The sequence below is a fragment of the Luteimonas mephitis DSM 12574 genome, from assembly GCF_000422305.1.
Lineage (GTDB): Bacteria > Pseudomonadota > Gammaproteobacteria > Xanthomonadales > Xanthomonadaceae > Luteimonas > Luteimonas mephitis.
In genome coordinates, this window is record NZ_KE383816.1 from 407,031 (window position 1) to 428,284 (window position 21,254).

Here is a 21,254-nt window from a genome sequence, read left to right on the forward strand (position 1 = left end):
CCGCCGCGCTTGCCGGCACGCCGCTTCCGCCGGCCCTCGCGCGCGGCGACTCAGCGGCGATCGCCCGGGTCGGGCTCTCCCGCACGACCCACGCAGCCCCAGTTGAGGATCGGCGTCCCGGGCGGCAATGTCCGGCGAAACTCCGCTACCGCACTGGCCTTCGGGTTGACCACCACCGGCGCGCTCGCCGCGCGCAGCAGCGGCAGGTCGGCGCGGCTGTCGCTGTAGGCAATTGCGATGCGATCGTATCCGGCGTCCCAGATCATCCGCATCTTGTTCTCCGCGTGGCAGTGCTGGTCGGTGATGAAGCCGCCGAGGAACGGCTTGCCGAGGCTGCCGATCACCGGCAGGCCTTCGTGGGCGACGAAGTCGAGGATCGCGCGCGCCAGTTCCGGCGGCGCGCCGGTGGCGATCAGCACGCGATCGCCGTCGCCGCGGTGGCGGTGCAGCACCTTCAGCGCCGCCGGCAGCAGTCGCGCGCGGATGCCGTCGGCATTGGCTTCCACGTAGCGGTCGATCAGCGCGTCCATCGCCGCGCGCCCGCGGGTACCGAAGGTGGCGATCCACAGGAAGCCGGAAATGCCGCGGCGCCGGGTCGGCAGCCACGCCACCATCGGCAGCAGCACCGGCGCGGCCAGCAGCGCCGCCAGCTTGCGCCACCAGTGGCGGCGGAGCAGCCACATCACCAGGTGGCTGCCCGAATCGCCGTCGTAGAGCGTGTGGTCGAAATCGAACACCACCAGCGGCCGGTACGGCACCGCGACTTCCTCGAACGCACCCACGATCATGCCTCCGCGAAGAACAGGCGTCGCAGCGCGGCGCCGGGGTCGGTTTCGCGCATGAACGCCTCGCCGACCAGGAACGCATCGACGCCGGCTGCACGCATCCGGCGCACGTCGCCAGGGTCGAGGATGCCGCTTTCGGTCACCAGCCGACGGTCGCCCGGCACCGCGCCTTTCAGCGCCAGCGTGGTGTCGAGCGAGACCTCGAACGTGCGCAGGTTGCGGTTGTTGATGCCGAGCAGCGGTGCGGGCACTTGCAGCGCGCGCTCCAGTTCGGCCAGGTCGTGCACTTCCACCAGCACGTCCATGTCCAGGTCCAGCGCCTGCGCCGACAGCGCGGCCAGGCGCGAGTCGTCGAGCGCGGCGGCGATCAGCAGGATACAGTCCGCGCCCAGCGCGCGCGCCTCGACCACCTGGTAGGCATCGACGATGAAATCCTTGCGCAGCACCGGCAGCGCGCAGGCCGCGCGCGCCTGCTGCAGGTGGGCATCGGCGCCGTGGAAGAAGTCGACGTCGGTCAGCACCGACAGGCAGGCCGCACCGCCGGCTTCGTAGCTGCGGGCAATCGCGGCCGGGTCGAAGTCGGCGCGGATCACGCCCTTCGACGGGCTGGCCTTCTTGATCTCGGCGATGACCGCCGGGCCGCCCGCCGCGATCTTCGCCTCGAGTGCGGCGGCGAATCCGCGCGCCGGCGACGCGTCCGCCGCGCGCGCCGACAGCTCGCGCAGCGGCAGGCGCGCGGCGCGTTGCGCGATTTCCTCGTGCTTGCGCCGCAGGATCGCCTGCAGCACGTCCGGGCGCGCGCCCGCTGGCTGTGTCATTCCGCTTCTTCCTGGTCCTTCGGCAGCGGCATGCCCGGCCGCCAATCGGAGGCGCGCAGTGTATCGAGCAACGCGACGACTTTGGCGCGGGCGCCGAGTTCGTGCACCGGCAGGACCACCAGGTCGCCGTCGCGCGCCCATTCCAGCGGACGCCGCGCGGCTTCGACCTCGTCGAGCCTGGTTTCGATCGCGGCGTCGGCGATGCCCGCGTCACGCAGCGCCGCGCGCATGATCCGCGCGATGTCGCCGGACGCACGCCCGCGTTCATAGCCGCCGATGTCCTTGAGCACCACCAGTTCTGGCGCGAAACCGGCCGCGGTGGCGGCGACCGCGCGCAGGTCGGCGTCTTCGCGGTTGCCGGCGTGCCCGAGGATCACCGCAAGCCGGCCGTCGCGCCGGCCGGCGCCGACCGCGTGCAGCAGGCCCAGCAGTCCGTCCGGGTTGTGCGCGTAATCGACGTACACCTCGAGCGCACCGAAGCGCCAGCGCTGCAGGCGACCGGGGTTGTCGCCGTGGCCGCTGCCGAAGCGGGCGAGGGTTGCGGCGATCACCGGTGGGGGGATTCCCATCGCGGCGGCCGCGAGTGCAGCGCCGGCGGCGTTGGCGACGTTGTAGCCGGCACGCCCGCCGAGCGTGAGCGGCATGGCATCGATCGCGCCGAGATCGTGCTCGACGCCGGCAAGCGACAGCCGCAGGCGTCCGTCGCGCACGCCGCAGGTGGCGCCACCGCGCGCGCGATGCGCGGCTGCCAGCGGCGCGTCGAACTCGCGCGCAAACCAGCCTTTCGGGCACGCGATCGCTTCGGCCTGCCGGCGCAGCGTTGCGTCGTCGCCGTTGAGCACCAGCAGTCCGTCGTCGCCGATCGCGCGGGCGACGGTGAGCTTGGCCGCGGCCAGGTCGTCGAGGTCGTGGATGCCGTACTCGCCGAAGTGGTCGGCGCTGACGTTGGTGACCACCGCCACGTCGGCGTGGCACACCGCCAGTCCGCGCCGCAGCATGCCGCCGCGCGCGGTTTCCAGCACCGCTGCCTGCGCCGACGGTTGCCGCAGCGCGGTGCGCGCGCCGGTGGGGCCGGAGTAGTCGCCCGACTCCAGCGCCCGGCCGTCGAGGAACACCCCGTCCGTGCAGCTGTGCGCGGTGTGCCAGCCGTGCGCACGCGCCATCGCGGCGACCAGCCGCACGGTGGTGGTCTTGCCGTTGGAACCGGTGACCAGCGCGGTGGGAATGACGTGCAGCGCGGCCCAGTCGACGTCGGCCGGATCGGGCAGCGCGCCGATCGCCCAGGTGCGACCGCCCGTGCCGGCGCCGACTGAAACTTCGTCATCGTCCGGCAGGCAAGGCAGCCCGTGCGCGGTGGCGGCGGACTGCAGCGCGACCAGCGCGGGGTTGGCTTCGGCGGCGGCCAGGGCCTGCAGCGTATGCATCGCCGACTCGATGTCCCAAGCTGCCGCGTGGCCGGGGGTATGGTAAAGCCGCGGCTCTTGCTCTCCCCTTCTCCCTCCGGGAGAAGGTGCCCGAAGGGCGGATGAGGGAAGGACGTCCCCGCTCGCCGCGTCACCCGACCCCACGCCCACAAGCGCGTCCACCGTCGACCAGACATCCGCAAGCACCTCGTCCGTGCGCGACATGACCTCGTCGTTCCAGTACCGCAGGGTCCGTACGCCCCGTGCGGCCATGAACGCATCGCGGCGCTGGTCGCGCGCAGCCTGTTCTGCCTCGTTGTGCTGGCCGCCGTCGAGTTCGATTGCCAGCCTCAGGTCGTGACAGTAGAAATCCAGCACGTACGGGCCCATCGCCTGCTGGCGCCGGAACTTCTGTCCGTGCAATCGACGACTCCTGACATACGACCAGACGAGGTGCTCGGCGTCCGTGGCGTTGCGGCGCAAGTTGCGAATGAAGGCCTTGGCTTCGTCGTCGAAGGGGAGCTTCTTTCGGGGGCTTGCGTCGGCTGGCCGACTCCCTTCCCTCATGGGCCCCTCGGGCACCTTCTCCCCGGGGGAGAAGGAAACGGCATTCCACCACGCCCACTCGTTGACTTCGGTGGCGGCGTACAGCTGGTCCGGCGGCGCGGCGAAGGCGAGCGACACGCCGCTGCGATGCCGGCGCACGGCCACTTCGCCCTCCGGCCAGCCGAGCGCCGCGCGCGCGGCCGCGACGTTGTCGCGCCAGCGGGCCAGCGTGGCGTCGTCGAACGGCACGCCGGGTGCCGCCTCCAGCACGGCGCCGGTCCCGGCGAAATGGAAATTGCAGCCGGTCAGCCGACGCGAATCCTCGAACGGTTCGGCCGCGGGATCGAACGCAGTCGTCATCCCGGCGGGGCCTGCCAATGCCATGGGCATGAGTCGCGTTGTGCCTGAGCCGCCTCCAGGCGGTGCTGCGCGACGCCCGGCAGACTGGCCGTCTGGTCAAGTCGCGCGGCGGCGCCTGGGCGCCACTCAGGCACCACCCGAAGGGCCGGGCCTGAGGGCGCGCGCGACGGCGTCATCACTCGGTCGTGTACTGACATACATTCCCTCACTCTTCCTTGCCGCGCGCACCCTCAGGCCCGGCGCGGCAAATGCCCTTGGCATTGGCAGGCCCTAGTCGCTTTCCTCGCGCTCGAACACCAGCCCGCGCTCCTCGCGGACCACGCCGCCCATCGCGGCCACCGCGCGCTCGTCCAGCGTCTGTTCCAGCGACGGCAGTTCGGCCTTCGTCGCGGGCTTCGGCATCTCGCCGTCGGGCGCGAACTTGATGATCTGCTTCCACGAGCGCGTCAGCGCGTCGGCGAACACCAGGATGAGGTCGCCCGGCCTGCCCATCCGCAGCGCCGCGTCCACGGCCTGCTGCTCGTCGGGGATGATCGAGATCGCGTCCGCGGCCACGCCGAGGCCCTGCAACGCCTCGGAGATGATCCGCGGCACCTCGTCGCCGGCACGGCCGCGCAGGGCATCGTCGCGGCGGGCGATGTAGTGGTCGAACTTGCCCGCGACCGCCCGGGCGATCGCGTGCAGGTCCTCGTCGCGACGGTCGCCGGGCCCGGCCAGCACCACGATGCGGCGGCCGGTGACGTCGAGCCGCTGCGCCAGGTCGGCCATCATCCCGACCGCGTGCGCGTTGTGGCCGTAGTCCATCAGCACCTTGAACGGGTGCTCGGAGAACACGTTCATCCGTCCCGGCGCCTGGAAGAACGTGGTGTCGAAGGTGCGCAGGCCCTGGCGGATCGCGTCGAGCTTGATCCCCAGCGAATACGCCATCGCCGCGGCGAACATCGCGTTCTGCACGTTGTGCAGCGCGCGCCCCTCCAGCGTGGCCGGGATCAGGTGCGTCCACATCAGCGGGATGTGGCTGCCCTTGTCGTACAGCGTGATCATGTGTCCGTTGACGCCGGCTTCCAGCGCGCAGGCGCGGCCGCCGGCGCGGATGTGCTCGCGCACCAGCGAGTGCGACGGGTTCATGGTCACGTAGCAGATGGTCTTCGCGTCGGTGTAGCCGGACATGCGCAGCACGTTGGCGTCGTCGGCGTTGAGCACCGCGCAGTCGCGCGCGATCTCCACCACCACGCGCTTGATCTCGGCGAGCTGTTCCAGGGTGTCGATCCCCTTCAGGCCGAGGTGGTCGGACGCGACGTTGAGCACCGCGCCGACGTTGATGTGGCGCACGCCCATGCCGGCGCGCAGCAGGCCGCCGCGCGCGGTTTCCAGCACCGCCATGTCGATCTGTGGATCGGACAGCACCATGCGCGCCGACACCGGGCCGGTCATGTCGCCCTCCACCGTGCGCTGGCCGTCGATGTAGACGCCGTCGGTGGTGGTCAGGCCCGGCGTGTAGCCGGCCATCTTGGTGATGTGCGCGAGCATGCGCGCGGTGGTGGTCTTGCCGTTGGTGCCGGTGACCGCGGCGATCGGCACCCGTGTCGGCGAGCCCGGCGGGAACAGCATGTCGATCACCGGCCCGGCGGCGTCGCGCGGCGTGCCTTCGCTGGGCGCGACGTGCATGCGGAAGCCGGGCGCGGCGTTGACCTCGCAGATCGCGCCGCCGATGTCCTTGTAGCTTTCGGCGATGTTGGGCGTGATGAAGTCGACGCCACCCACATCCAGCCCGATCGCGCGGACCGCGCGCACCGCCATGTCGCGATTGTCGGGGTGGATGATGTCGGTGACGTCGGTGGCGGTACCGCCGGTGGACAGGTTGGCGGTGGAGCGCAGGTAGACGATTTCGCCGGCCGCGGGCACGGAATCGGCGTTGTAGCCGGCCCGTTCCATCATCAGCGCCGCGGGCGCGTCGAGTTCCAGCCGGGTGAGCACCTTCTCGTGGCCGACGCCGCGGCGCGGATCCTGGTTCACCATCTCCACCAGCTGCGCGATGCTGCTGGCGCCGTCGCCGACCACGTGGCCGGGCGTGCGTTTCGTCGCCGCGACCAGCTCGCCGTTGATGACCAGCAGGCGATGGTCGTCGCCAGGCTGGAAGGTTTCGACGATCACCGAGCGCGAATGCTCGCGCGCGGCGTTGAAGGCCTCGCGGATCTCGTCGTCGCCGCTGATGTCGATGGTGATGCCGCGGCCGTGGTTGCCGTTGTAGGGCTTGAGCACCACCGAGCCGCCGAGCTTGCGCGCGGCCTTCAGCGCGTCGGTCTGGCTGGTGACCAGCATCTGCCGCGGCACCGGTAACCCGAGCGAGGCGAGGATCTTGTTGGTCTCCTCCTTGTCGCTGGCCAGTTCGACCGCGATGTGCGGCGTCTTGCCGGTCACCGTGGCCTGGATGCGCTGCTGGTACTTGCCGTGGCCGAATTGCACCAGCGACTGCTGGTTCAGTCGCAGCCACGGGATGTCGCGCTCCTCGGCGGCGCGCACCAGCGAGGCTGTCGACGGCCCCAGCGCGCGGCGCTGCGCATAGCGGATGAAATCATCGCGCTCGGTCTCCCAGTCCCAGCCTTCGGGCAGGCTGCCGGGCGTGCGCAGGTCCTCGGGCAACAGCGAGTCGAGCAGGCGCAGCGCGAGTTCGCCGGCGCCGATGCCGATTTCCTTCTGCTCGTATTCGTAGACCACGGTGTAAACGCCGGGGCGGCCATCGGACACGCTGCGGGTCTTGCCGAAGGTGACGTCCTCGCCGGCAGCGTTCTGCAGTTCGATCGCCACGTGTTCGAGCACGTGGCCCAGCCATGTGCCTTCCCCTTCGCGCATGCGGCGGATGAACCCCCCCGGCTCGCGATACGAGCAGCCATGCTCGGCCAGGCCCGGCAGCGCAGCGAGCAGTGCGTCGACAAAGGCGGGGCCCAGTTTCGCCGTCGGCCAGGCTTCCAGCGCGCCCAGGTCGAGTTCCAGCCGGATGACGGGGAAGTGCGCGTACAGCGACGGGCCGACGTAGACGGAACGGTTCAGGACACGCATCGGCACTCCCCTTCTTGTTTCAGTTCTTGTCGTCGACCAATGTACCCGGCGACGCGCAGCGCGTGTGGAGGTCGAACGTCGCGCCCGCGACCAGGATGTGCACCTTCAGGCCCAGCAGGCAGACCGGCTGGTCCTGGGCGACCTCCGCCATGGACGAGAATTCCAGGCCGTCGGCGTCGACCACGGTGATCGTGCCGCTGCCCTCCACTTCCAGCACGTTGTCGGGACGGATGAACGCGGCAGTGTCCTCGTCCAGGCCGATGCCGATCGGGAACGGGTTGAAGGCCAGCGCGGCGACCAGGCGGCCGAGGCGGTCGCGCTGGCGGAAATGCTGGTCGATGATGAAGCGGTTGGTCAGGCCCAGCCCCGGCGCCAGCCGCACGCTGCCCGCGCGCGGCGACGAGCCTTCCTTGCCGAAGGCGATCATGTGGTCGCTCAGGATGCTGGCGCCTGCGCTGGTCCCGCCCACGTGCACGCCGCGTGCGTTGCGTTCGCGGATCAGCTTGGCCGCGGGCGTGCCGCCGATGATGGTGGAGATGCGCAGCTGGTTGCCGCCGGTGAAAAAAACACCGGTGGCGGTCTCGAGCTGGCGAAGGTAGTCGTCGCGCTGTCCGTCCTCGCGGCTGGCGAAGCCGATCGAGCGGGCGCGCCCGGCCTCGAGCCGGTCGAACAGTTCTTCGTAGCGCTGGCCGGTGTCCGGCAGGCGGCTTGCCGTGGGGATGATGGCGATGTCGGCATCACGCCCGCCGCACAGCTGCACGAAGCGCTTGAGGATGCGGCGCCGCATCTCCTTGTCCTCGGCCCCGCCGATCGGGACGATCCAGCCGCGTTCTTCGCCCTCGGCGACCCTGCTTGGACACATTGTGGCGCTGGCTCCTTGTGCCGCGCCTGCACGCGACCTGTTGCTTGCGGATTGGCACCGCGGCCTCGCGGGCGGCGGCGGATCAGGCGGTCAAAATAGCATCATTCGCGAAAATGACCGCCACCGGAATGGCGCCTGCCGGGAGCTCGCGGGCGTTGAGCGGCCCATGGCCGCCAGCTTGTTGGGGAGGTCGGGAGATTGAAAGCTCGCGGCCATGGGCCGTTCCTGCAAAAGCACGGGCCTGGGCACGGGCCGGCCCTTTACTGGACGGCGGCCAGTCGCTGCGTGGTTTCGACGAACTCGCGCAGCCTGGCCATCGCCGCGCCCGATGCGATCACCTCCCGCGCCCGCACGATGCCATCGGCAACCGAGCCCGCCACGCCGGCCACGTACAGCGCCGCGCCGGCGTTGAGCGCGACGATCTCGAGCGGCAGCCCGGCCTTGTTGCCCAGCGCATCGAGCAGCATCGCCTTCGATCCGGCCGCATCGTTGACCCGCAGGTTGCGGCTGGCGGCCATCGCGATGCCGAAGTCCTCCGGGTGCAGCTCGTACTCGCGCACCACGCCGTCGCGCAGTTCGCCAACGAGGGTCGCCGCGCCCAGCGAGAGTTCGTCCATGCCATCGCGCCCCCACACAACCAGTGCACGCTGCGCACCGAGCGCCTGCAGGACGCGCACCTGGATGCCGACCAGGTCCGGATGGAACACGCCCATCAGGATGTTCGGCGCACCTGCGGGATTGGTCAGCGGACCCAGGATGTTGAACAGCGTGCGCACGCCCATCTCCCTGCGCACCGGCGCCACCACCTTCATCGCCGGATGATGGATCGGCGCGAACATGAAGCCGATCCCGCAGGCGTCGAGGCACTGCGCCACCCGCGCCGGCTGCAGTTCGATCGCCGCGCCCAGCGATTCGAGCACGTCGGCGCTGCCCGACTTTGACGACACGCTGCGGTTGCCGTGCTTGGCCACGCGCGCGCCAGCGGCCGCGACCACGAAGATCGACGCGGTGGAGATGTTGAAGGTGTGCGCGCCATCGCCGCCGGTTCCGACAATATCGACCAGCCGCGCCTTGTCGGCGACCGGCACCGGCAGCGCGAACTCGCGCAGCACTTTCGCCGCACCCGCGATCTCGTCGATCGTCTCCTTCTTCACACGCAGGCCGGTGAAGATCGCCGCGGTCATCACCGGCGACACTTCGCCGCGCATGACCTGGCGCATCAGGTCGACCATCTCGTCGTGGAAGATCTCGCGGTGTTCGATGGTGCGCTGCAGGGCTTCTTGTGGAGTGATGGGCATGGCCGGGATTCGGGATTCGGGATTCGGGATTCGGGATTCGGGATTCGGGATTCGGGATTCGGGATTCGGGATTCGGGATTCGGGATTCGGGATTCGGGAAAGGCTATCGCGCTTTCTGCTGATTTCCATGGATGCTGGAGCTAGGCAACTTTCCGTCGACATGCATGGAAGGCCGGATCAAAGCCAGTGGATGAACGGCCTTTCGGGATGTCATGGAGCGCCTCGCAACTTCGCGGGATGAGGGGCCGGCCTGTTCACCGTTCCAGGAAATTCTTCAGCAGCGCATGCCCATGCTCGGTCAGGATCGACTCGGGATGGAACTGCACGCCTTCCACCGGATGCCCGCGATGGCGCAGGCCCATGATTTCCTCGACCGACCCATCCTCGTTCTCGGTCCACGCGGTCACTTCCAGGCAATCGGGCAACGAGGCCTTTTCGACGACCAGCGAGTGATAGCGCGTCGCCTCGTACCCGTCCGGCAGTCCGGCGAACACGCCCTGCCCGCGGTGGCGGATCGGCGACGTCTTGCCGTGCATGATCTGCCCGGCGCGCACCACGCGGCCGCCGTACGCCTGCCCGATCGCCTGGTGGCCCAGGCATACGCCAAGGACCGGCACGCGCGCGCCCAGCGCGCCGATCACTTCCAGCGAGATGCCCGCCTCGTTCGGCGTGCACGGCCCCGGCGAAATCACGATCCGCTCGGGCCGCAGCGCCTCGACCTGCGCCACGGTCAGCGCATCGTTTCGCACCACCCTCACTTCAGCCCCCAGCGCCTGCAGGTACTGCACGAGGTTGAAGGTGAAGCTGTCATAGTTGTCGATCATCAGCAGCATGGCGGCGCCTGCCTCCGGTTTCCGGTCGCTTCGGCAACCGTGATGCGGGCCGACGGGCGGCATGGCAATCGCGCGGTGCCCTGACCTGGATCAGGGCGAGAGCGCGGGCAGGGTCGCAGGCTGGGGATCCCACCGTCTATCGGGAAACCACCATGGCCGACCCTGCCACGACATCCACCGCCTCCGCCTACACCCCGCATCCCTTCGACGCTCGCGGAATCGCACGCCGCTTCCGCCACTCGGCCATCTTCGGTGCACTCGGTGCGCTTGAGCCGGGTGAAGCCATGCGCTTCGTCAACGATCACGACCCGCTGCCGCTGCTCGACCAGCTGCGCAACCGCTTCGGGGACCATCTTGAAATCATCTACCGCCAACGTGAGCCGGGCGCGATCGTCATCGATTTCGTGGTCAAGGCCTGAACGGAGGCAACGGCACACGCGTCGCGCCCATGCCAACGACGGCGTGCAGTCGCCCATGCGGCATGCACGAAGAAGCCCCGGGGCGCGGCCAATGCCTGGCGCGTGGGCGAGCGAACGCTGGGCACTCATAGACCACCCGCGGCCTGCGCCACGGCGCGGAACAGCGCGCGGCCCTTGTTCATCGTTTCTTCCCACTCCTTCTCTGGATCCGAGTCATGGACGATGCCGGCGCCGGCCTGCACGTGCAGGCGGCCGCCCTGGATCACCGCGGTGCGGATGGCGATCGCCATGTCGGCGTCGCCGTGCCAGCCCAGGTAACCGACCGCGCCCGAGTACACGTTGCGTTTCACCGGTTCGAGCTCGCGGATGATCTCAAGCGCGCGGATCTTCGGCGCGCCACTCACCGTGCCGGCGGGAAACGCGGCGCGCAGCACGTCGACGTAGCCCAGACCCTCGCGCAGCGTGCCGGTGACTTCGCTGACGATGTGCATGACGTGGCTGTAGCGCTCGACCACGAACTGCTCGCCGACCCGCACGCTGCCCGGCTCGGCGACGCGGCCGACGTCGTTGCGGCCCAGGTCGATCAGCATCAGGTGCTCGGCGCGCTCCTTGGGGTCGGCGAGCAGTTCGGCTTCCAGCGCGGCGTCTTCCTCCGGCGTCCTGCCGCGCGGGCGGGTGCCGGCGAGCGGACGTACGGTGACGGTGCCGCGTCCCGCAGCGTCGTACTGCAGGCGCGCGAGGATCTCCGGCGACGCGCCCACCACCTGGGTGTCGCCGACGTCGAGGAAGTACATGTACGGCGAGGGATTGAGCGCCCGCAGCGCGCGGTAGACATCGACCGGACGCGCATGGAACGGCACGCTCAGCCGCTGCGACGGCACCACCTGGAACACGTCGCCGGCGCGGATGTACGCCTTGCACTTCTCCACCGCGGCGATGAAGCCCTCGCGGGTGAATCCGGACACGAAGTCGGCCTCGTCCAGCGCCGCCGGCTGCAGCATCTCCGGGTAGCCCGCGCCACCCTGGCGCAGGCGGTGCACCAGTTCGTCCAGGCGCCGGCTGGCGCGCGCCATCGCCTGCGGCTCGTGCGGATCGGCGTGCACGACCAGGTACAGCCGGCCCTTGAGGTTGTCGAACACCGCGACTTCCTCGCTGAGCATCAGCAGGATGTCGGGCGTGCCCAGTTCGTCGCGCGCATGCGTGACCGCGAAACGCGGCTCGATGTACTGGATGCTTTCGAAGCCGAACCAGCCGACCAGTCCGCCGGTGAACCCGGGCAGGCCGTCGACCTGCGGTACCGAATGCATCGAACGCAGCCGTTCGACCTCGGCCAGCGGATCGGCCACTTCGCGGGTTTCGACCACTTCGCCGTATTCGCGGACCGTGAGCGTGTTGCCATGGAAGGCGTACACGCGCCGCGCCGGCAGGCCGATGATCGAATGGCGGCCGAAGCGTTCGCCGCCCTCGACCGATTCGAACAGGTAGGTGTGCGGCCCGTCGGCGAGCTTGAGGTAGACCGACAGCGGCGTGTCGAGGTCGGACAACACCTCGCGCACCACCGGCACGCGGGTGTGTTTGCCGGGGCGGCAGGCGTCAGCGGCTTGCTGGCGTGGTGTTGCTGGCGATGCGGGCGTGGTCACGCGGCGTTTCCTCGGCGGACAGGCGGGTGGGGTCGACGGCGGCTGCAAGCCACCATCGCCAACCGTGGTCGGCGGAAACGCGGTGCGGGTGTGCCCGGAAGTCCATGGCCGCCACTGTAGCCGGTTCGTGCGCCATCATGCCAGCGGCGCCAGCAGCGGGCTGTCCGCCGGCAGGTGCATGCGCACGCGGCCGGGCACGCATTCGATGTGGAAACGGTTCGACTCCACCGGCTCGCCGTCGAGGTTGAGCACCAGCGGCGCATCGGCCTCGATCTCCAGCCACGGCAGGCGCGCGCGGACCGCGACCTGGTCGAGCGCCACGTGCCTGCCGTCCTTGAGCAGGGTCGCCAGGGTGCTGCCGATCTCTCCCGACAGCTCCGGCACGATGGTGACGTCGAGCAGGCCGTCGTCGATCACGGCCTCCGGGCACAGCGCCTGCCCGCCGCCGGCCTGGCGTCCGTTGCCGACGCCCAGGGCGATGAAACCGCCGCGCCACTCGAAGCCGGGTCCGCGCATCCGCGCGTCGATCGGCTCGATGCGCCCGAGCCGGGCCATGCCGGTGACCAGGTAGGCGAGCCCACCGAGCAGCTTCTTCAATCCGTCGTGGGTTTCGACCGTGACCTGGGTGCCGAAACCACCGCTGGCGAGGTTCGCGGCCCAGTGCGTGGCGCCGTTGGCTTGCAGCCGCAGCAGGTCGATCGGGCGCGCGGCCTGCCCGTGGACGAGTTCCAGCGCGGCAAGCGCCTCCACGGGGATGCCGGCCGCAGTGGCGAAATCATTGGCCGTGCCCAGCGGCAGCAGCCCGAGGGCGGGCAGCGCATCGGCGGCTTTGTCGCGATGCGCGAGCGCGGCGGCCACCTCGCTCAGGGTGCCGTCGCCGCCCGCGGCGATGACGCCGTCGGTGCCGCGCCCGATCGCCTCGGCCACGTAGCGATCGGCATCGCCGGCCTCCCAGGTCACACGCACGTCCAGCACCACGTCGCGTCCGCGCATCACGTCCACGGCGTTGCGCACGGCGTCGTCGCCCGCGGACTTGCCGTTGAGGATCAGGCACCAGCGTGGTGGCGTCATCGTGCGGCCGGATCTGTCGGGACGCACACGCTAGCAGCGCAGGGTCTGCGGCACGTGAACCGCCCGTGCCGCTGCAGGTGTCGGGCATGGAAGGCCACGGCAAGGATGGGCGGCGGAGGCGGGATTGCCTCCTTCCTCCCAGGGCAGCGGCATGCCAGGTGCGTATCGGTCTTCCCCACTCGGTGCCGCTGCCAGGCGACAGCGGCGGCCAGGGCTCAGCGGACCGACGACACCGCGTCGCGCATCTGCATGATCACCTTGCGGTAATCGGCATGGCCGAAGATCGCCGAGCCGGCGACGAAGGTGTCAGCGCCGGCTTTCGCGATGGCGGCGATGTTGTCCGGCTTGACCCCGCCGTCGACCTCCAGCCGGATCGCCTTGCCCGTCGCGTCGATGCGCCCGCGCACCTGTTCGATCTTGCGCAGCGTGGAGTCGATGAAGCTTTGTCCGCCGAAGCCGGGGTTGACCGACATCAGCAGCACCATGTCGAGGTCTTCGATCACGTAGTCGAGCACGTCCAGCGACGTGGCCGGGTTGAGCACCAGCCCGGCGCGGCAGCCTTCCGACTTGATCAGCTGGATCGTGCGGTGCACGTGGCGGCTGGCTTCGGGATGGAAGCTGATGTCGGTGGCGCCTGCCTTCGCGAAGTCGGGAATGATCCGGTCGACCGGTTCGACCATCAGGTGCACGTCGATCGGCGCGGCCACGCCATGCTTGCGCAGCGCTTCGCAGACCAGCGGGCCGATGGTCAGGTTGGGCACGTAATGGTTGTCCATCACGTCGAAATGCACCCAGTCGGCGCCGGCCTTGAGGACGTTGTCGACCTCCTCGCCGAGGCGCGCGAAATCGGCGGACAGGATCGAGGGTGCGATGACGGTGGGTTGCATGCCGGCTCCGGGTCGATGCGCGCGCTCAGCGCTTGCGCAGGGTCTTGATGCGGTCGTAGGCGGCGTTGATCTCGCGCGCCCTGGCCTCGGCCTGGCGGCGCAGTTCGTCGGCGACGCCGCTGAGCTTGTCGGGGTGGTACTGGGTGATCAGGCGGCGATAGGCGAGGTCGACCTCGGCGTCGCTGGCCTCGTCGGTCAGGCCGAGCACGCGCCAGGGATTCTCGCGCGGGCCGCGGAACCAGTCCGCGTCGAACGCGTGGCCCAGCAGCAGGCCGATCAGGCCACCGGCCGGGTGGCGCAGCAGCAGCCAGCCCGCGATGAAGCCCAGCAATTTTCCGTACCAGCGATTCATGGGCGAATTCTAGGGCATGCATCGGGCTGCAAGCGGTTTCGCGCCGAAGTCCGCAGCCTCAGTTGGAAACGGGCGCCTGCGCGCGCTCGGCTTCCGCCTTTTTCGAACGCCGGGAGACGGCGCCCGGCTGACGGAGGGCCCGCGTGGCGCGATGCACGCCAGGCGCCGGCCCGCCCGCTCTTTCACGGGGTGAAGCGCGGCGAACGCGCGCCCTGCCGTGCATCGCTACAATGCCGGTCCGACGGCTGCCGAACGATCATCGATGGCAACGACCCTGCTTGAAGCGGACCTCCCCGGCCTCCACCTGCGCCATCGCGGCAAGGTCCGCGACGTGTTCGACCTGCCCGACGACGGCGGCGACCCGAGGCTGTTGATGGTCGCCAGCGACCGCCTCAGCGCCTTCGACGTGGTGCTGCCCGACCCGATCCCGGGCAAGGGCGAGATGCTGTGCCAGATCAGCAACTTCTGGTTCGACAAGACCGCGCACATCGTCGCCAACCACCTGACCGGCATCGATGTCGCATCCGTATTGCCGGCCGGCGTCGACCCGGCGCTGTACGCACGGCGTTCCGTCGTCACCCGCCGGCTCAAGCCGGTGCCGGTGGAAGCCATCGCGCGCGGCTACCTGATCGGCAGCGGCTGGAAGGACTACCAGCGCACCGGCCGCGTCAGCGGCATCACCCTGCCCGACGGCCTGCGCCAGGCCCAGCAACTGCCGCAGGCGGTGTTCACGCCCTCGACCAAGGCCGCGGTCGGCGACCACGACGAGAACATCGACTTCGACACCATGGTCCGCGGCATCGGCGCCGAACTCGCCGAGCAGGTGCGCGACGCGACGCTGCGGCTGTACGCGTTCGCCGCCGACCACGCCGCGCAGCGCGGGATCATCCTGGCCGACACCAAGTTCGAATTCGGCACCGACGCCGACGGCCGCCTGTACGTGATGGACGAAATGCTCACGCCCGACTCGTCGCGCTACTGGCCGGCCGACGAGTACGAAGTCGGCACCAGTCCGCCGAGCTACGACAAGCAGTTCGTGCGCGACTACCTGGAAACGCTGGACTGGAACAAGACCGCGCCAGGGCCGCGGCTGCCGGCCGAGGTCATCGACCGCACCCGCGCCAAGTACGCCGAGGCGCTGCAGAAGCTGGCGGGCATCTCGATCGACTGACCCTGCTGCTGCCGGACCCGTCCGCACCGCCTGGGGCAACCCGCGCGGCGATTGTCGACGCACGGCCACGACTGCCGGACGCGTCCGTTGTCGCGATCGATGTCGCGAAACGTGACACGAATCCCCTCGCTGGCACGCGCAACCGATTGTTGGCCCGGCGGCGCCAGCCTAAGATGCCCCGGCAGGCGCATCTTTCCGCAGGGCATGGACCAGCCCCGCCGCCTGTACGACACCGATGCTCCAGGGCTGCGCGGATAAGCGCACCGGGCCGGTGTCCATCTCCAGCCGGACAAGGACAGCAGGCATGACCCATGGAAAGTTCGCACTCCTGGCATTGACGCTCTTCCTCGTCGGCGCCTGCACCGCCGGCGCGCCCGACGCTTCGAGTGCCACCACACCGCCAAACGACACGGCCGCGCCATCGCGAACGGCCGGCGCGCCCGCGCCTTCGACACGACAGGATGTTCCGAGCATGCCCGACGACCTGCACACCACGCCCGCGATCACGCCGCCGGCGCCCGACAGCGTGCTGTACTTCATCTTCCAGAAGGACGGCGATGGCGCCCTGGCGTACGAGGTGGAGAACGGCAGCTGGGCACACTACTGGTATGGCTACCCGTTCGAATTGGGGGGCAAGCGGTACTTCACCGGCTTTGCCTACCAGACGCCCGCCAAATACGGGAATCCGGACGAAACGCAGTATCCGGGGCCGGACGCAAAGGTCACGATCGCGCAGGCGACCTACGTGTTCGCTCCCGCGGATGCCGCGAAGCCCTGGGTGTTCGAGGGTGCCGAGCGCCATGTCGGCGAATTCGGCGGCTACGAGAAAGCCAATTCCGTCGATGAGACTCGCAAGCCGCACAGCTACACCACCCCCGGCGGCAAGCGGCTGCTGGCGGTTCCGACCTGGTCGCTCGAATCCGGAACGCGGCTGGCGTCCTTCGATGTGCTCGTGTTCAACCCCGGCGAGCTGCAGCAGGTCGACGACACGCACTGGACGTACCTGGGCAACATCGGCGCCGGCGAAGACAACAGCGCGGCCTGCGATGACGACGCAGGCCCCCTGCCATGCGCCAGGAGCACCGGCACGCTCGAATTCGTTGCCGACGACGGCAACGACCTGCCGCTGATCCGCGTCGCGATGCACGGCGCCAGCATCGGCAACGACGGCAAGCTCCGCACGCTCGACGGCGAAGCCCTCGACTATCGCTACGACGCCGCCCGGAAACAGTACCAGCCGCAGTAAGCCAGATCGGTTGACCGATCAAGGAAGGCCCAAGGACGGGCCCGGTTGACCACGCACGGCAGCAATGCCGTCCCTCAACCCGACGCACCTCAATCCAAGGGAATGAACCGATGGCACGCGATTACAGCAAGACGGAAGTGCTCGACATCATCGAGCGCGAGGCGAACGAGCGCGGGATCCCACGCGACGACTTCATGCGGTTCGCCTACATCGAGACCGGCGGCACGTTCGACGAACAGGCGTCGCGCGGACCGCGTGGCGCGAAGGGCCTGTTCCAGTTCGTCCCCTCGACCGCCGGCGCCTATGGCATCCGCGGCCGCGAGCTGGACCCGGTGGCGAACACCGACGCCGCGGCGCGCCTGTACCTGGACAACCGCCAGGCGCTGGTCAACCGCCACGAGCGCGACGGCCGTCCCTACCTGTCCGGCAAGCCGGAACCCGACGGCCTGGACATGTACATCGCCCACCAGCAGGGCGGCGCGGGCTACCGTTCGATCCAGACCGCGATCGCGACCGGCCAGTTCGGCCGCGACGACACCCGCGCGAACATCCTCAACAACGTCAGCGCGCGCGACCTGGAGGCGGTCACCGGGCAACGGTACGCCGAGTTCTCGCGGATGTCGGACCGCGACATGGCCACCACCTTCGCCCACTACTGGGAGGTGAAGTTCGACCGCGTCCGCATCCCGGAGAAGGGCATCGAACCGGTCGCGCAGGCAACGCAGCCGGACCAGTCGACGCCACAGCCGCAGCCGCAGCCGCAGCCGCAGCCGCACGACATCGTGCTGCAGGCCGGGTATGCGCTGAGCGTCAAGTACGACGATGTCCGGTACAGGATGGGGGGCAAGCATCCGGAGCGCGGCGTGGTCGACTGCTCGGGCTGGGTCGCGACGCTGCAGAACGCCACCATGGCCGAGATCAATGCCAAGGCCGGCCGCGATGTCTTCGGCACCAAAGACATGTTCAGCCTCGGCTACGACGGCGCGGCGATGATCGTGGAGAAGGCCCGGGCGCGCTCGGGCACGATGATCGAGGGCCGCGACATCACCGCCGCCGTGCTGCGCGAAGGCATGATCATCGGCGAGGACAACGGCGCCAGAAGCTGGGACCGCGGCCGCTACAAGGGCATCGACCACATCACCATGGTCGTGCGCGATCCCGGCACCGGCGCGTTGATGATCAGCCAGTCGCGCGGCGGCGAAGGCGTGGAACTCAGCCCGCTCGACAAGTACCTCGAGCACAAGCTCGCCCGTGGCGTGCAGCTGTATGCAACCGATCCGCTTGCCCGCGCCCGCCCGCTGCTGCAGGACGGCCAGCACGCGCAGCTGGATCCATCCCGCGCGCCGCGGCCCGGCGCAACGATCTCCGACCGGCTGCTGCGACGCGGCGAGCATGGCGACGACGTGCTCGGCCTGCAGCGCGAGCTCAACCGGCTGGGGGTTCGCGACACCCGCGGGCGGGCGCTCCGCGAGGACGGCGCCTTCGGCGAGCGCACCCGCGAGGCAGTCCTGGCCTACCAGCGCGCCCACGGCCTGCAGGTCGATGGGGTGGCAGGTCGCGAGACCCTCGGCAGCCTGGCACGGCAACGCGCGTCGGTTACGGCCGATGCGGGCCTTGTCGGCGTCACCCACTCAACGCACCCCGACAATCCGCTGTTCAAGGCGATCCGCGGCGGATTGCCCGCCCACTTCACGGACGTGATGGTCGCCCAGGCAACCCTGCTGGCCAAGCAGAACGGCATCGACAGCGCCGGCAAGTTGCACAGCGTCACCGTGCAGGGCGATTCGGCGTTCCTGCTCGGCACCACCCCTGGATTCCGCGCAAGGCTCGACCTGGCCCAACCGGTACCCGCCATGGAACAGGTCGACGCACGACTGCGCGCAACGCACGCATCGCAGGAAACGCCCTCGCGGCAGCCGTTGATGCCCGGCCACTGACGCCATTGCCGGTGGACTGGCCCCGGGGCGCCGGCTCCATGTCGGGTGGATCGGCAGCAGCCACGCGCCGCCCCGCAAACGCAGTGGCAACGTGCGAAACTGCAGCCGACGACACCACGGCTCCGGAGGAAACATGAGCGCCTCGAGTCCTGCCACCGGCGAACGCCCGATCGACCGCTGGTTCGCCAGCTATTCCGGCGACCACCGCAACGACGCCAACCAGTGGATCCACGTGTTCGCGGTCCCGGCAATCCTGTGGAGCGTGATCGCGCTGCTGTGGTGCATCCCGGTACCGATCACCTTGTTCACGGCCGGCCTGTGGGCGGCACTGGCGATGTTCGCGGCGTGGATGTTCTACTGGCGCGCCTCGCGCCCGCTCGGCTTCGGCATGCTGCTGGTGTTCGTCGCGATGGCGTGGCTCACGCGATGGATGCACGGAACCTACGGCGTGGGGACCCTGCTGTACGCCGCCATCGCGGTGTTCGTGGTCGCCTGGATCGCGCAGTTCGTCGGCCACAGCAAGCTGTTCGAGGGCCGCAAGCCGAGCTTCTTCACCGACCTGCGCTACCTGCTGATCGGTCCGGCGTGGGTGCTGGCCAAGCTGTACCGCAAGTTCGGCTGGAAGTACTAGGCCGCCAACCCGGTGGGTGAGACGGCGGCGGCGCGCGGACTCGGCCCGCGCGACCTCGCGCTGGCGCTGGTCGTCTGCCTGGCCTGGGCCGGCAGTTTCCTGTTCGCCGCCTTCGCCCTGCGCGAACTGCCGCCGCTGCTGTTCGCCGGGCTGCGGCTGGCGCTGCTCGCGGTGGCGGTGGCGCCGTGGATCCGCTTGCCGGCGCGCGGGCAGTGGCGTGCGCTGCTGGCGCTGGGCGCGTTCAACGGCGCGCTCAACTTCGGCCTGAGCATGGCGTCGCTGAAGCTCTCCGCCGGCCTGTCGGCGCCGGTGATCGCGCAGCAGTGCTACGTGCCGATCGCGGCGCTGCTGGCCTGGTGGCTGCTCGGCGAACGCTTCGGCTGGCGCACCGGCGGCGGGATCGCATTGAGCTTCGCCGGCGTGCTGGTGCTCGGCTTCGATCCGGCCGTGCTGCAGGCGCCGCTGGCGCTGGTGCTGATGCTGGCCTCGGCGTGCGCCATCGCGCTGGGCACCATCGCGATGCGGCGGCTGCAGGGCGTGGGCGCGCTCAATGCGCAGGGCTGGACGGCGGTGATCGGCGTCGCGCCGCTGCTGCTGGCCAGCGCGCTGTTCGAACCCGACGCGATGGCCGCGATGCGCGCGGCCAGCTGGGTGGCGTGGAGCGGCGTGGCGTACTCGGCGCTGGTGTCGTCGCTGTTCGGCTACGGCCTGTTCTACGTGCTGGTGCAGCGCCACCCGGTCGCGCAGGTCACGCCGTACATGCTGCTGTCCCCGGTGATGGCGGTGCTGCTGGGCATCGTGTTCTGGGGCGATCGTCCCGGCCCGGCGCTGTGGATCGGCGGGGCGATGGTGCTGGGCGGCGTGCTGGTGATCGCCCTGCGCGCGTTGACGCGCCAGCGCCCGGCGCCGTCGCCCGAACCTGTCTAGGAAAGCCCCGGGCATTTCGCCTTTGCTCTTCATTCCCGCGCAGGCCGGTCCTTCGACAGACGAACTCCTGGTTATCCACGGCCCTGTTCCTCAAGGACCCCAAGTCCCTGGATTCCCCCTGCGCGGAGGTGACGCCGGTACTCAGGCCTCCCTTAGCCGAACGTTCCCACCGCCGGCTGGAACGCACGCGGCGCGTAGCCGAAGTCCCGGCGCGCGGGTTCGATGTCGAACACCAGGTCCTGGCGCATTCGCGCGAGCGCGGCGTCGCCGAAATCGCGCGCCACGCCGGCGGTTTGCGCCAGCGACAGCAACGCACGGAACGCGGCCGGTGGCAGCAGGTGCAGTCTTGCCGGTGGCTGTAACGTTGCCAGCACGCGCGCCACCATTTCGCGGTAGGGCAGCGTCTCGCCGCCGGGCAGGGCATAGGCCAGGCCATGCGTCGCCGGCGCATCGAGCACTGCGAACGCAGCCTGCGCGAGATCCTCGACGTGCACCGGCTGGCGCAGCCCGACCGCATCGCGCGGCAGCGCGAAGCGGTGCCAGCGGCTGGCAAGGGCGGCGATGCGGGTCAGGGTACGGTCGCCGCCGGCGCCATAGACCAGGGTCGGGCGCAGCAGGGTCGCGGCCGCGCCGCGCACTGCGGCGGCCGCCAGCACGCCCGCCTCGCCCGCGCGCAGCCTCGCAGCCACGTCGCGCTCTCCGGCATCGGCGGAGTCGCGCTTCACGTCGACGCTGGTCGAACCGAACGCGACCACCCGCGTGCAGGGGATGGTCGACTGCGCATACCAGCGCGCGAACCGGTCCAGCGGCCCGCAGCTGAAAACGGCATCGACGCGCATGGGCGCGCCTTCGAACCCATCCAGGTCGCCACGCAGCCATTCCACGCCGGGCATCTTCGGCTGCGCGCGGCGCGACACGGCATGCGCTTGCCAGCCGCGACGATGCAGTCGCACCAGCAGCCGGTGGCCGATCTGCCCGCTCCCGCCGAAGACCAGTGCGTCGCGCATC

The 21,254-nt window shown here is 69.9% G+C and carries 19 protein-coding genes; 6 read left to right on the forward strand and 13 right to left on the reverse strand.

Annotated elements, in window-relative coordinates; all coding sequences use genetic code 11:
- Positions 1–50 precede the first annotated feature (50 nt).
- The 7 genes from H570_RS0111855 to H570_RS0111885 all read right to left on the reverse strand — a co-directional run bounded on the left by H570_RS0111855 (position 51) and on the right by H570_RS0111885 (position 9,965).
- Positions 51–788 (reverse strand): haloacid dehalogenase-like hydrolase, encoded by a 738-nt coding sequence (locus H570_RS0111855; protein ID WP_036136052.1) that lies wholly within the window; start codon positions 786–788, stop codon positions 51–53.
- Positions 785–1,603 (reverse strand): indole-3-glycerol phosphate synthase TrpC, encoded by an 819-nt coding sequence (gene trpC, locus H570_RS0111860; RefSeq protein WP_027080925.1) that lies wholly within the window; start codon positions 1,601–1,603, stop codon positions 785–787. Before trpC ends, H570_RS0111855 begins: the two co-directional genes overlap by 4 nt.
- Positions 1,600–3,942, reverse strand: a complete 2,343-nt coding sequence (locus H570_RS18290; protein WP_245559593.1) for a DUF559 domain-containing protein — start codon at positions 3,940–3,942, stop codon at positions 1,600–1,602. Before H570_RS18290 ends, trpC begins: the two co-directional genes overlap by 4 nt.
- A gap of 240 nt (positions 3,943–4,182) precedes the next feature.
- Entirely contained in the window at positions 4,183–6,972 is a 2,790-nt protein-coding gene (cphA, locus tag H570_RS0111870; protein WP_027080926.1) for a cyanophycin synthetase, read from the reverse strand.
- A gap of 19 nt (positions 6,973–6,991) precedes the next feature.
- Entirely contained in the window at positions 6,992–7,834 is an 843-nt protein-coding gene (locus H570_RS0111875; RefSeq protein ID WP_027080927.1) for a cyanophycinase, read from the reverse strand.
- A gap of 260 nt (positions 7,835–8,094) precedes the next feature.
- Entirely contained in the window at positions 8,095–9,132 is a 1,038-nt protein-coding gene (gene trpD, locus H570_RS0111880) for an anthranilate phosphoribosyltransferase (protein ID WP_027080928.1), read from the reverse strand.
- A 254-nt stretch (positions 9,133–9,386) separates the two neighbouring features.
- Positions 9,387–9,965: an anthranilate synthase component II gene (locus H570_RS0111885; RefSeq protein ID WP_027080929.1), complete on the reverse strand. Its 579-nt coding sequence runs from the start codon at positions 9,963–9,965 to the stop codon at positions 9,387–9,389.
- Between the two features lie 152 nt (positions 9,966–10,117).
- Between H570_RS0111885 and H570_RS0111890 the strand changes: the two genes are divergently transcribed.
- A complete protein-coding gene (locus H570_RS0111890; protein ID WP_027080930.1) occupies positions 10,118–10,384 on the forward strand; it encodes a DUF2249 domain-containing protein in 267 nt (88 codons plus the stop codon).
- Positions 10,385–10,509: 125 nt separating this feature from the next.
- Here the strand turns inward: H570_RS0111890 and trpE are convergent, their stop codons facing one another.
- The 4 genes from trpE to H570_RS0111910 form a co-directional block, all read right to left on the reverse strand.
- Positions 10,510–11,949 (reverse strand): anthranilate synthase component I, encoded by a 1,440-nt coding sequence (trpE, locus tag H570_RS0111895; protein ID WP_425411569.1) that lies wholly within the window; start codon positions 11,947–11,949, stop codon positions 10,510–10,512.
- Positions 11,950–12,159: 210 nt separating this feature from the next.
- Positions 12,160–13,095, reverse strand: a complete 936-nt coding sequence (gene yegS / locus H570_RS0111900; RefSeq protein WP_027080932.1) for a lipid kinase YegS — start codon at positions 13,093–13,095, stop codon at positions 12,160–12,162.
- 215 nt (positions 13,096–13,310) lie between these two features.
- Positions 13,311–13,982 (reverse strand): ribulose-phosphate 3-epimerase, encoded by a 672-nt coding sequence (gene rpe / locus H570_RS0111905; RefSeq protein ID WP_027080933.1) that lies wholly within the window; start codon positions 13,980–13,982, stop codon positions 13,311–13,313.
- A gap of 25 nt (positions 13,983–14,007) precedes the next feature.
- The gene (locus H570_RS0111910; protein ID WP_027080934.1) at positions 14,008–14,334 is read right to left on the reverse strand and encodes a J domain-containing protein; all 327 of its coding nucleotides are present in this window, start codon (positions 14,332–14,334) and stop codon (positions 14,008–14,010) included.
- A 262-nt stretch (positions 14,335–14,596) separates the two neighbouring features.
- On the opposite strand from H570_RS0111910, the gene H570_RS0111915 reads away from it, so the two are divergent.
- The gene (locus H570_RS0111915) at positions 14,597–15,505 is read left to right on the forward strand and encodes a phosphoribosylaminoimidazolesuccinocarboxamide synthase (RefSeq protein ID WP_027080935.1); all 909 of its coding nucleotides are present in this window, start codon (positions 14,597–14,599) and stop codon (positions 15,503–15,505) included.
- 168 nt (positions 15,506–15,673) lie between these two features.
- On the opposite strand, the gene H570_RS19160 is transcribed toward H570_RS0111915, so the two are convergent.
- Positions 15,674–15,979 (reverse strand): hypothetical protein, encoded by a 306-nt coding sequence (locus H570_RS19160; protein ID WP_169447777.1) that lies wholly within the window; start codon positions 15,977–15,979, stop codon positions 15,674–15,676.
- On the opposite strand from H570_RS19160, the gene H570_RS0111920 reads away from it, so the two are divergent.
- From H570_RS0111920 to H570_RS0111935, 4 genes are all read left to right on the forward strand, one after another.
- Positions 15,978–16,751, forward strand: a complete 774-nt coding sequence (locus tag H570_RS0111920) for a hypothetical protein (protein ID WP_027080936.1) — start codon at positions 15,978–15,980, stop codon at positions 16,749–16,751. The genes H570_RS19160 and H570_RS0111920 overlap by 2 nt on opposite strands.
- Positions 16,752–16,888: 137 nt before the next feature.
- The gene (locus H570_RS17430; RefSeq protein ID WP_084500240.1) at positions 16,889–18,688 is read left to right on the forward strand and encodes a peptidoglycan-binding protein; all 1,800 of its coding nucleotides are present in this window, start codon (positions 16,889–16,891) and stop codon (positions 18,686–18,688) included.
- Positions 18,689–18,821: 133 nt separating this feature from the next.
- Positions 18,822–19,319: an Mpo1 family 2-hydroxy fatty acid dioxygenase gene (locus H570_RS0111930; protein WP_027080937.1), complete on the forward strand. Its 498-nt coding sequence runs from the start codon at positions 18,822–18,824 to the stop codon at positions 19,317–19,319.
- 12 nt (positions 19,320–19,331) lie between these two features.
- On the forward strand, positions 19,332–20,246 hold the full coding sequence (locus H570_RS0111935) for a DMT family transporter (RefSeq protein ID WP_027080938.1): 915 nt from the start codon (positions 19,332–19,334) through the stop codon (positions 20,244–20,246).
- A gap of 152 nt (positions 20,247–20,398) precedes the next feature.
- On the opposite strand, the gene H570_RS17435 is transcribed toward H570_RS0111935, so the two are convergent.
- Entirely contained in the window at positions 20,399–21,253 is an 855-nt protein-coding gene (locus tag H570_RS17435; RefSeq protein WP_036136055.1) for an NAD-dependent epimerase/dehydratase family protein, read from the reverse strand.
- Position 21,254: the final 1 nt, after the last annotated feature.

Coding starts and splice junctions, on each gene's coding strand:
- H570_RS0111855 (WP_036136052.1), bottom strand. CDS start 788: ATGATCGTGGGTGCGTTCGAGGAAGTCGCGGTGCCGTACCGGCCGCTG.
- trpC (WP_027080925.1), bottom strand. CDS start 1,603: ATGACACAGCCAGCGGGCGCGCGCCCGGACGTGCTGCAGGCGATCCTG.
- H570_RS18290 (WP_245559593.1), bottom strand. CDS start 3,942: ATGCCCATGGCATTGGCAGGCCCCGCCGGGATGACGACTGCGTTCGAT.
- cphA (WP_027080926.1), bottom strand. CDS start 6,972: ATGCGTGTCCTGAACCGTTCCGTCTACGTCGGCCCGTCGCTGTACGCG.
- H570_RS0111875 (WP_027080927.1), bottom strand. CDS start 7,834: ATGTGTCCAAGCAGGGTCGCCGAGGGCGAAGAACGCGGCTGGATCGTC.
- trpD (WP_027080928.1), bottom strand. CDS start 9,132: ATGCCCATCACTCCACAAGAAGCCCTGCAGCGCACCATCGAACACCGC.
- H570_RS0111885 (WP_027080929.1), bottom strand. CDS start 9,965: ATGCTGCTGATGATCGACAACTATGACAGCTTCACCTTCAACCTCGTG.
- H570_RS0111890 (WP_027080930.1), top strand. CDS start 10,118: ATGGCCGACCCTGCCACGACATCCACCGCCTCCGCCTACACCCCGCAT.
- yegS (WP_027080932.1), bottom strand. CDS start 13,095: ATGACGCCACCACGCTGGTGCCTGATCCTCAACGGCAAGTCCGCGGGC.
- rpe (WP_027080933.1), bottom strand. CDS start 13,982: ATGCAACCCACCGTCATCGCACCCTCGATCCTGTCCGCCGATTTCGCG.
- H570_RS0111910 (WP_027080934.1), bottom strand. CDS start 14,334: ATGAATCGCTGGTACGGAAAATTGCTGGGCTTCATCGCGGGCTGGCTG.
- H570_RS0111915 (WP_027080935.1), top strand. CDS start 14,597: ATGGCAACGACCCTGCTTGAAGCGGACCTCCCCGGCCTCCACCTGCGC.
- H570_RS0111920 (WP_027080936.1), top strand. CDS start 15,978: ATGCCCGACGACCTGCACACCACGCCCGCGATCACGCCGCCGGCGCCC.
- H570_RS19160 (WP_169447777.1), bottom strand. CDS start 15,979: ATGCTCGGAACATCCTGTCGTGTCGAAGGCGCGGGCGCGCCGGCCGTT.
- H570_RS0111930 (WP_027080937.1), top strand. CDS start 18,822: ATGAGCGCCTCGAGTCCTGCCACCGGCGAACGCCCGATCGACCGCTGG.
- H570_RS17435 (WP_036136055.1), bottom strand. CDS start 21,253: ATGCGCGACGCACTGGTCTTCGGCGGGAGCGGGCAGATCGGCCACCGG.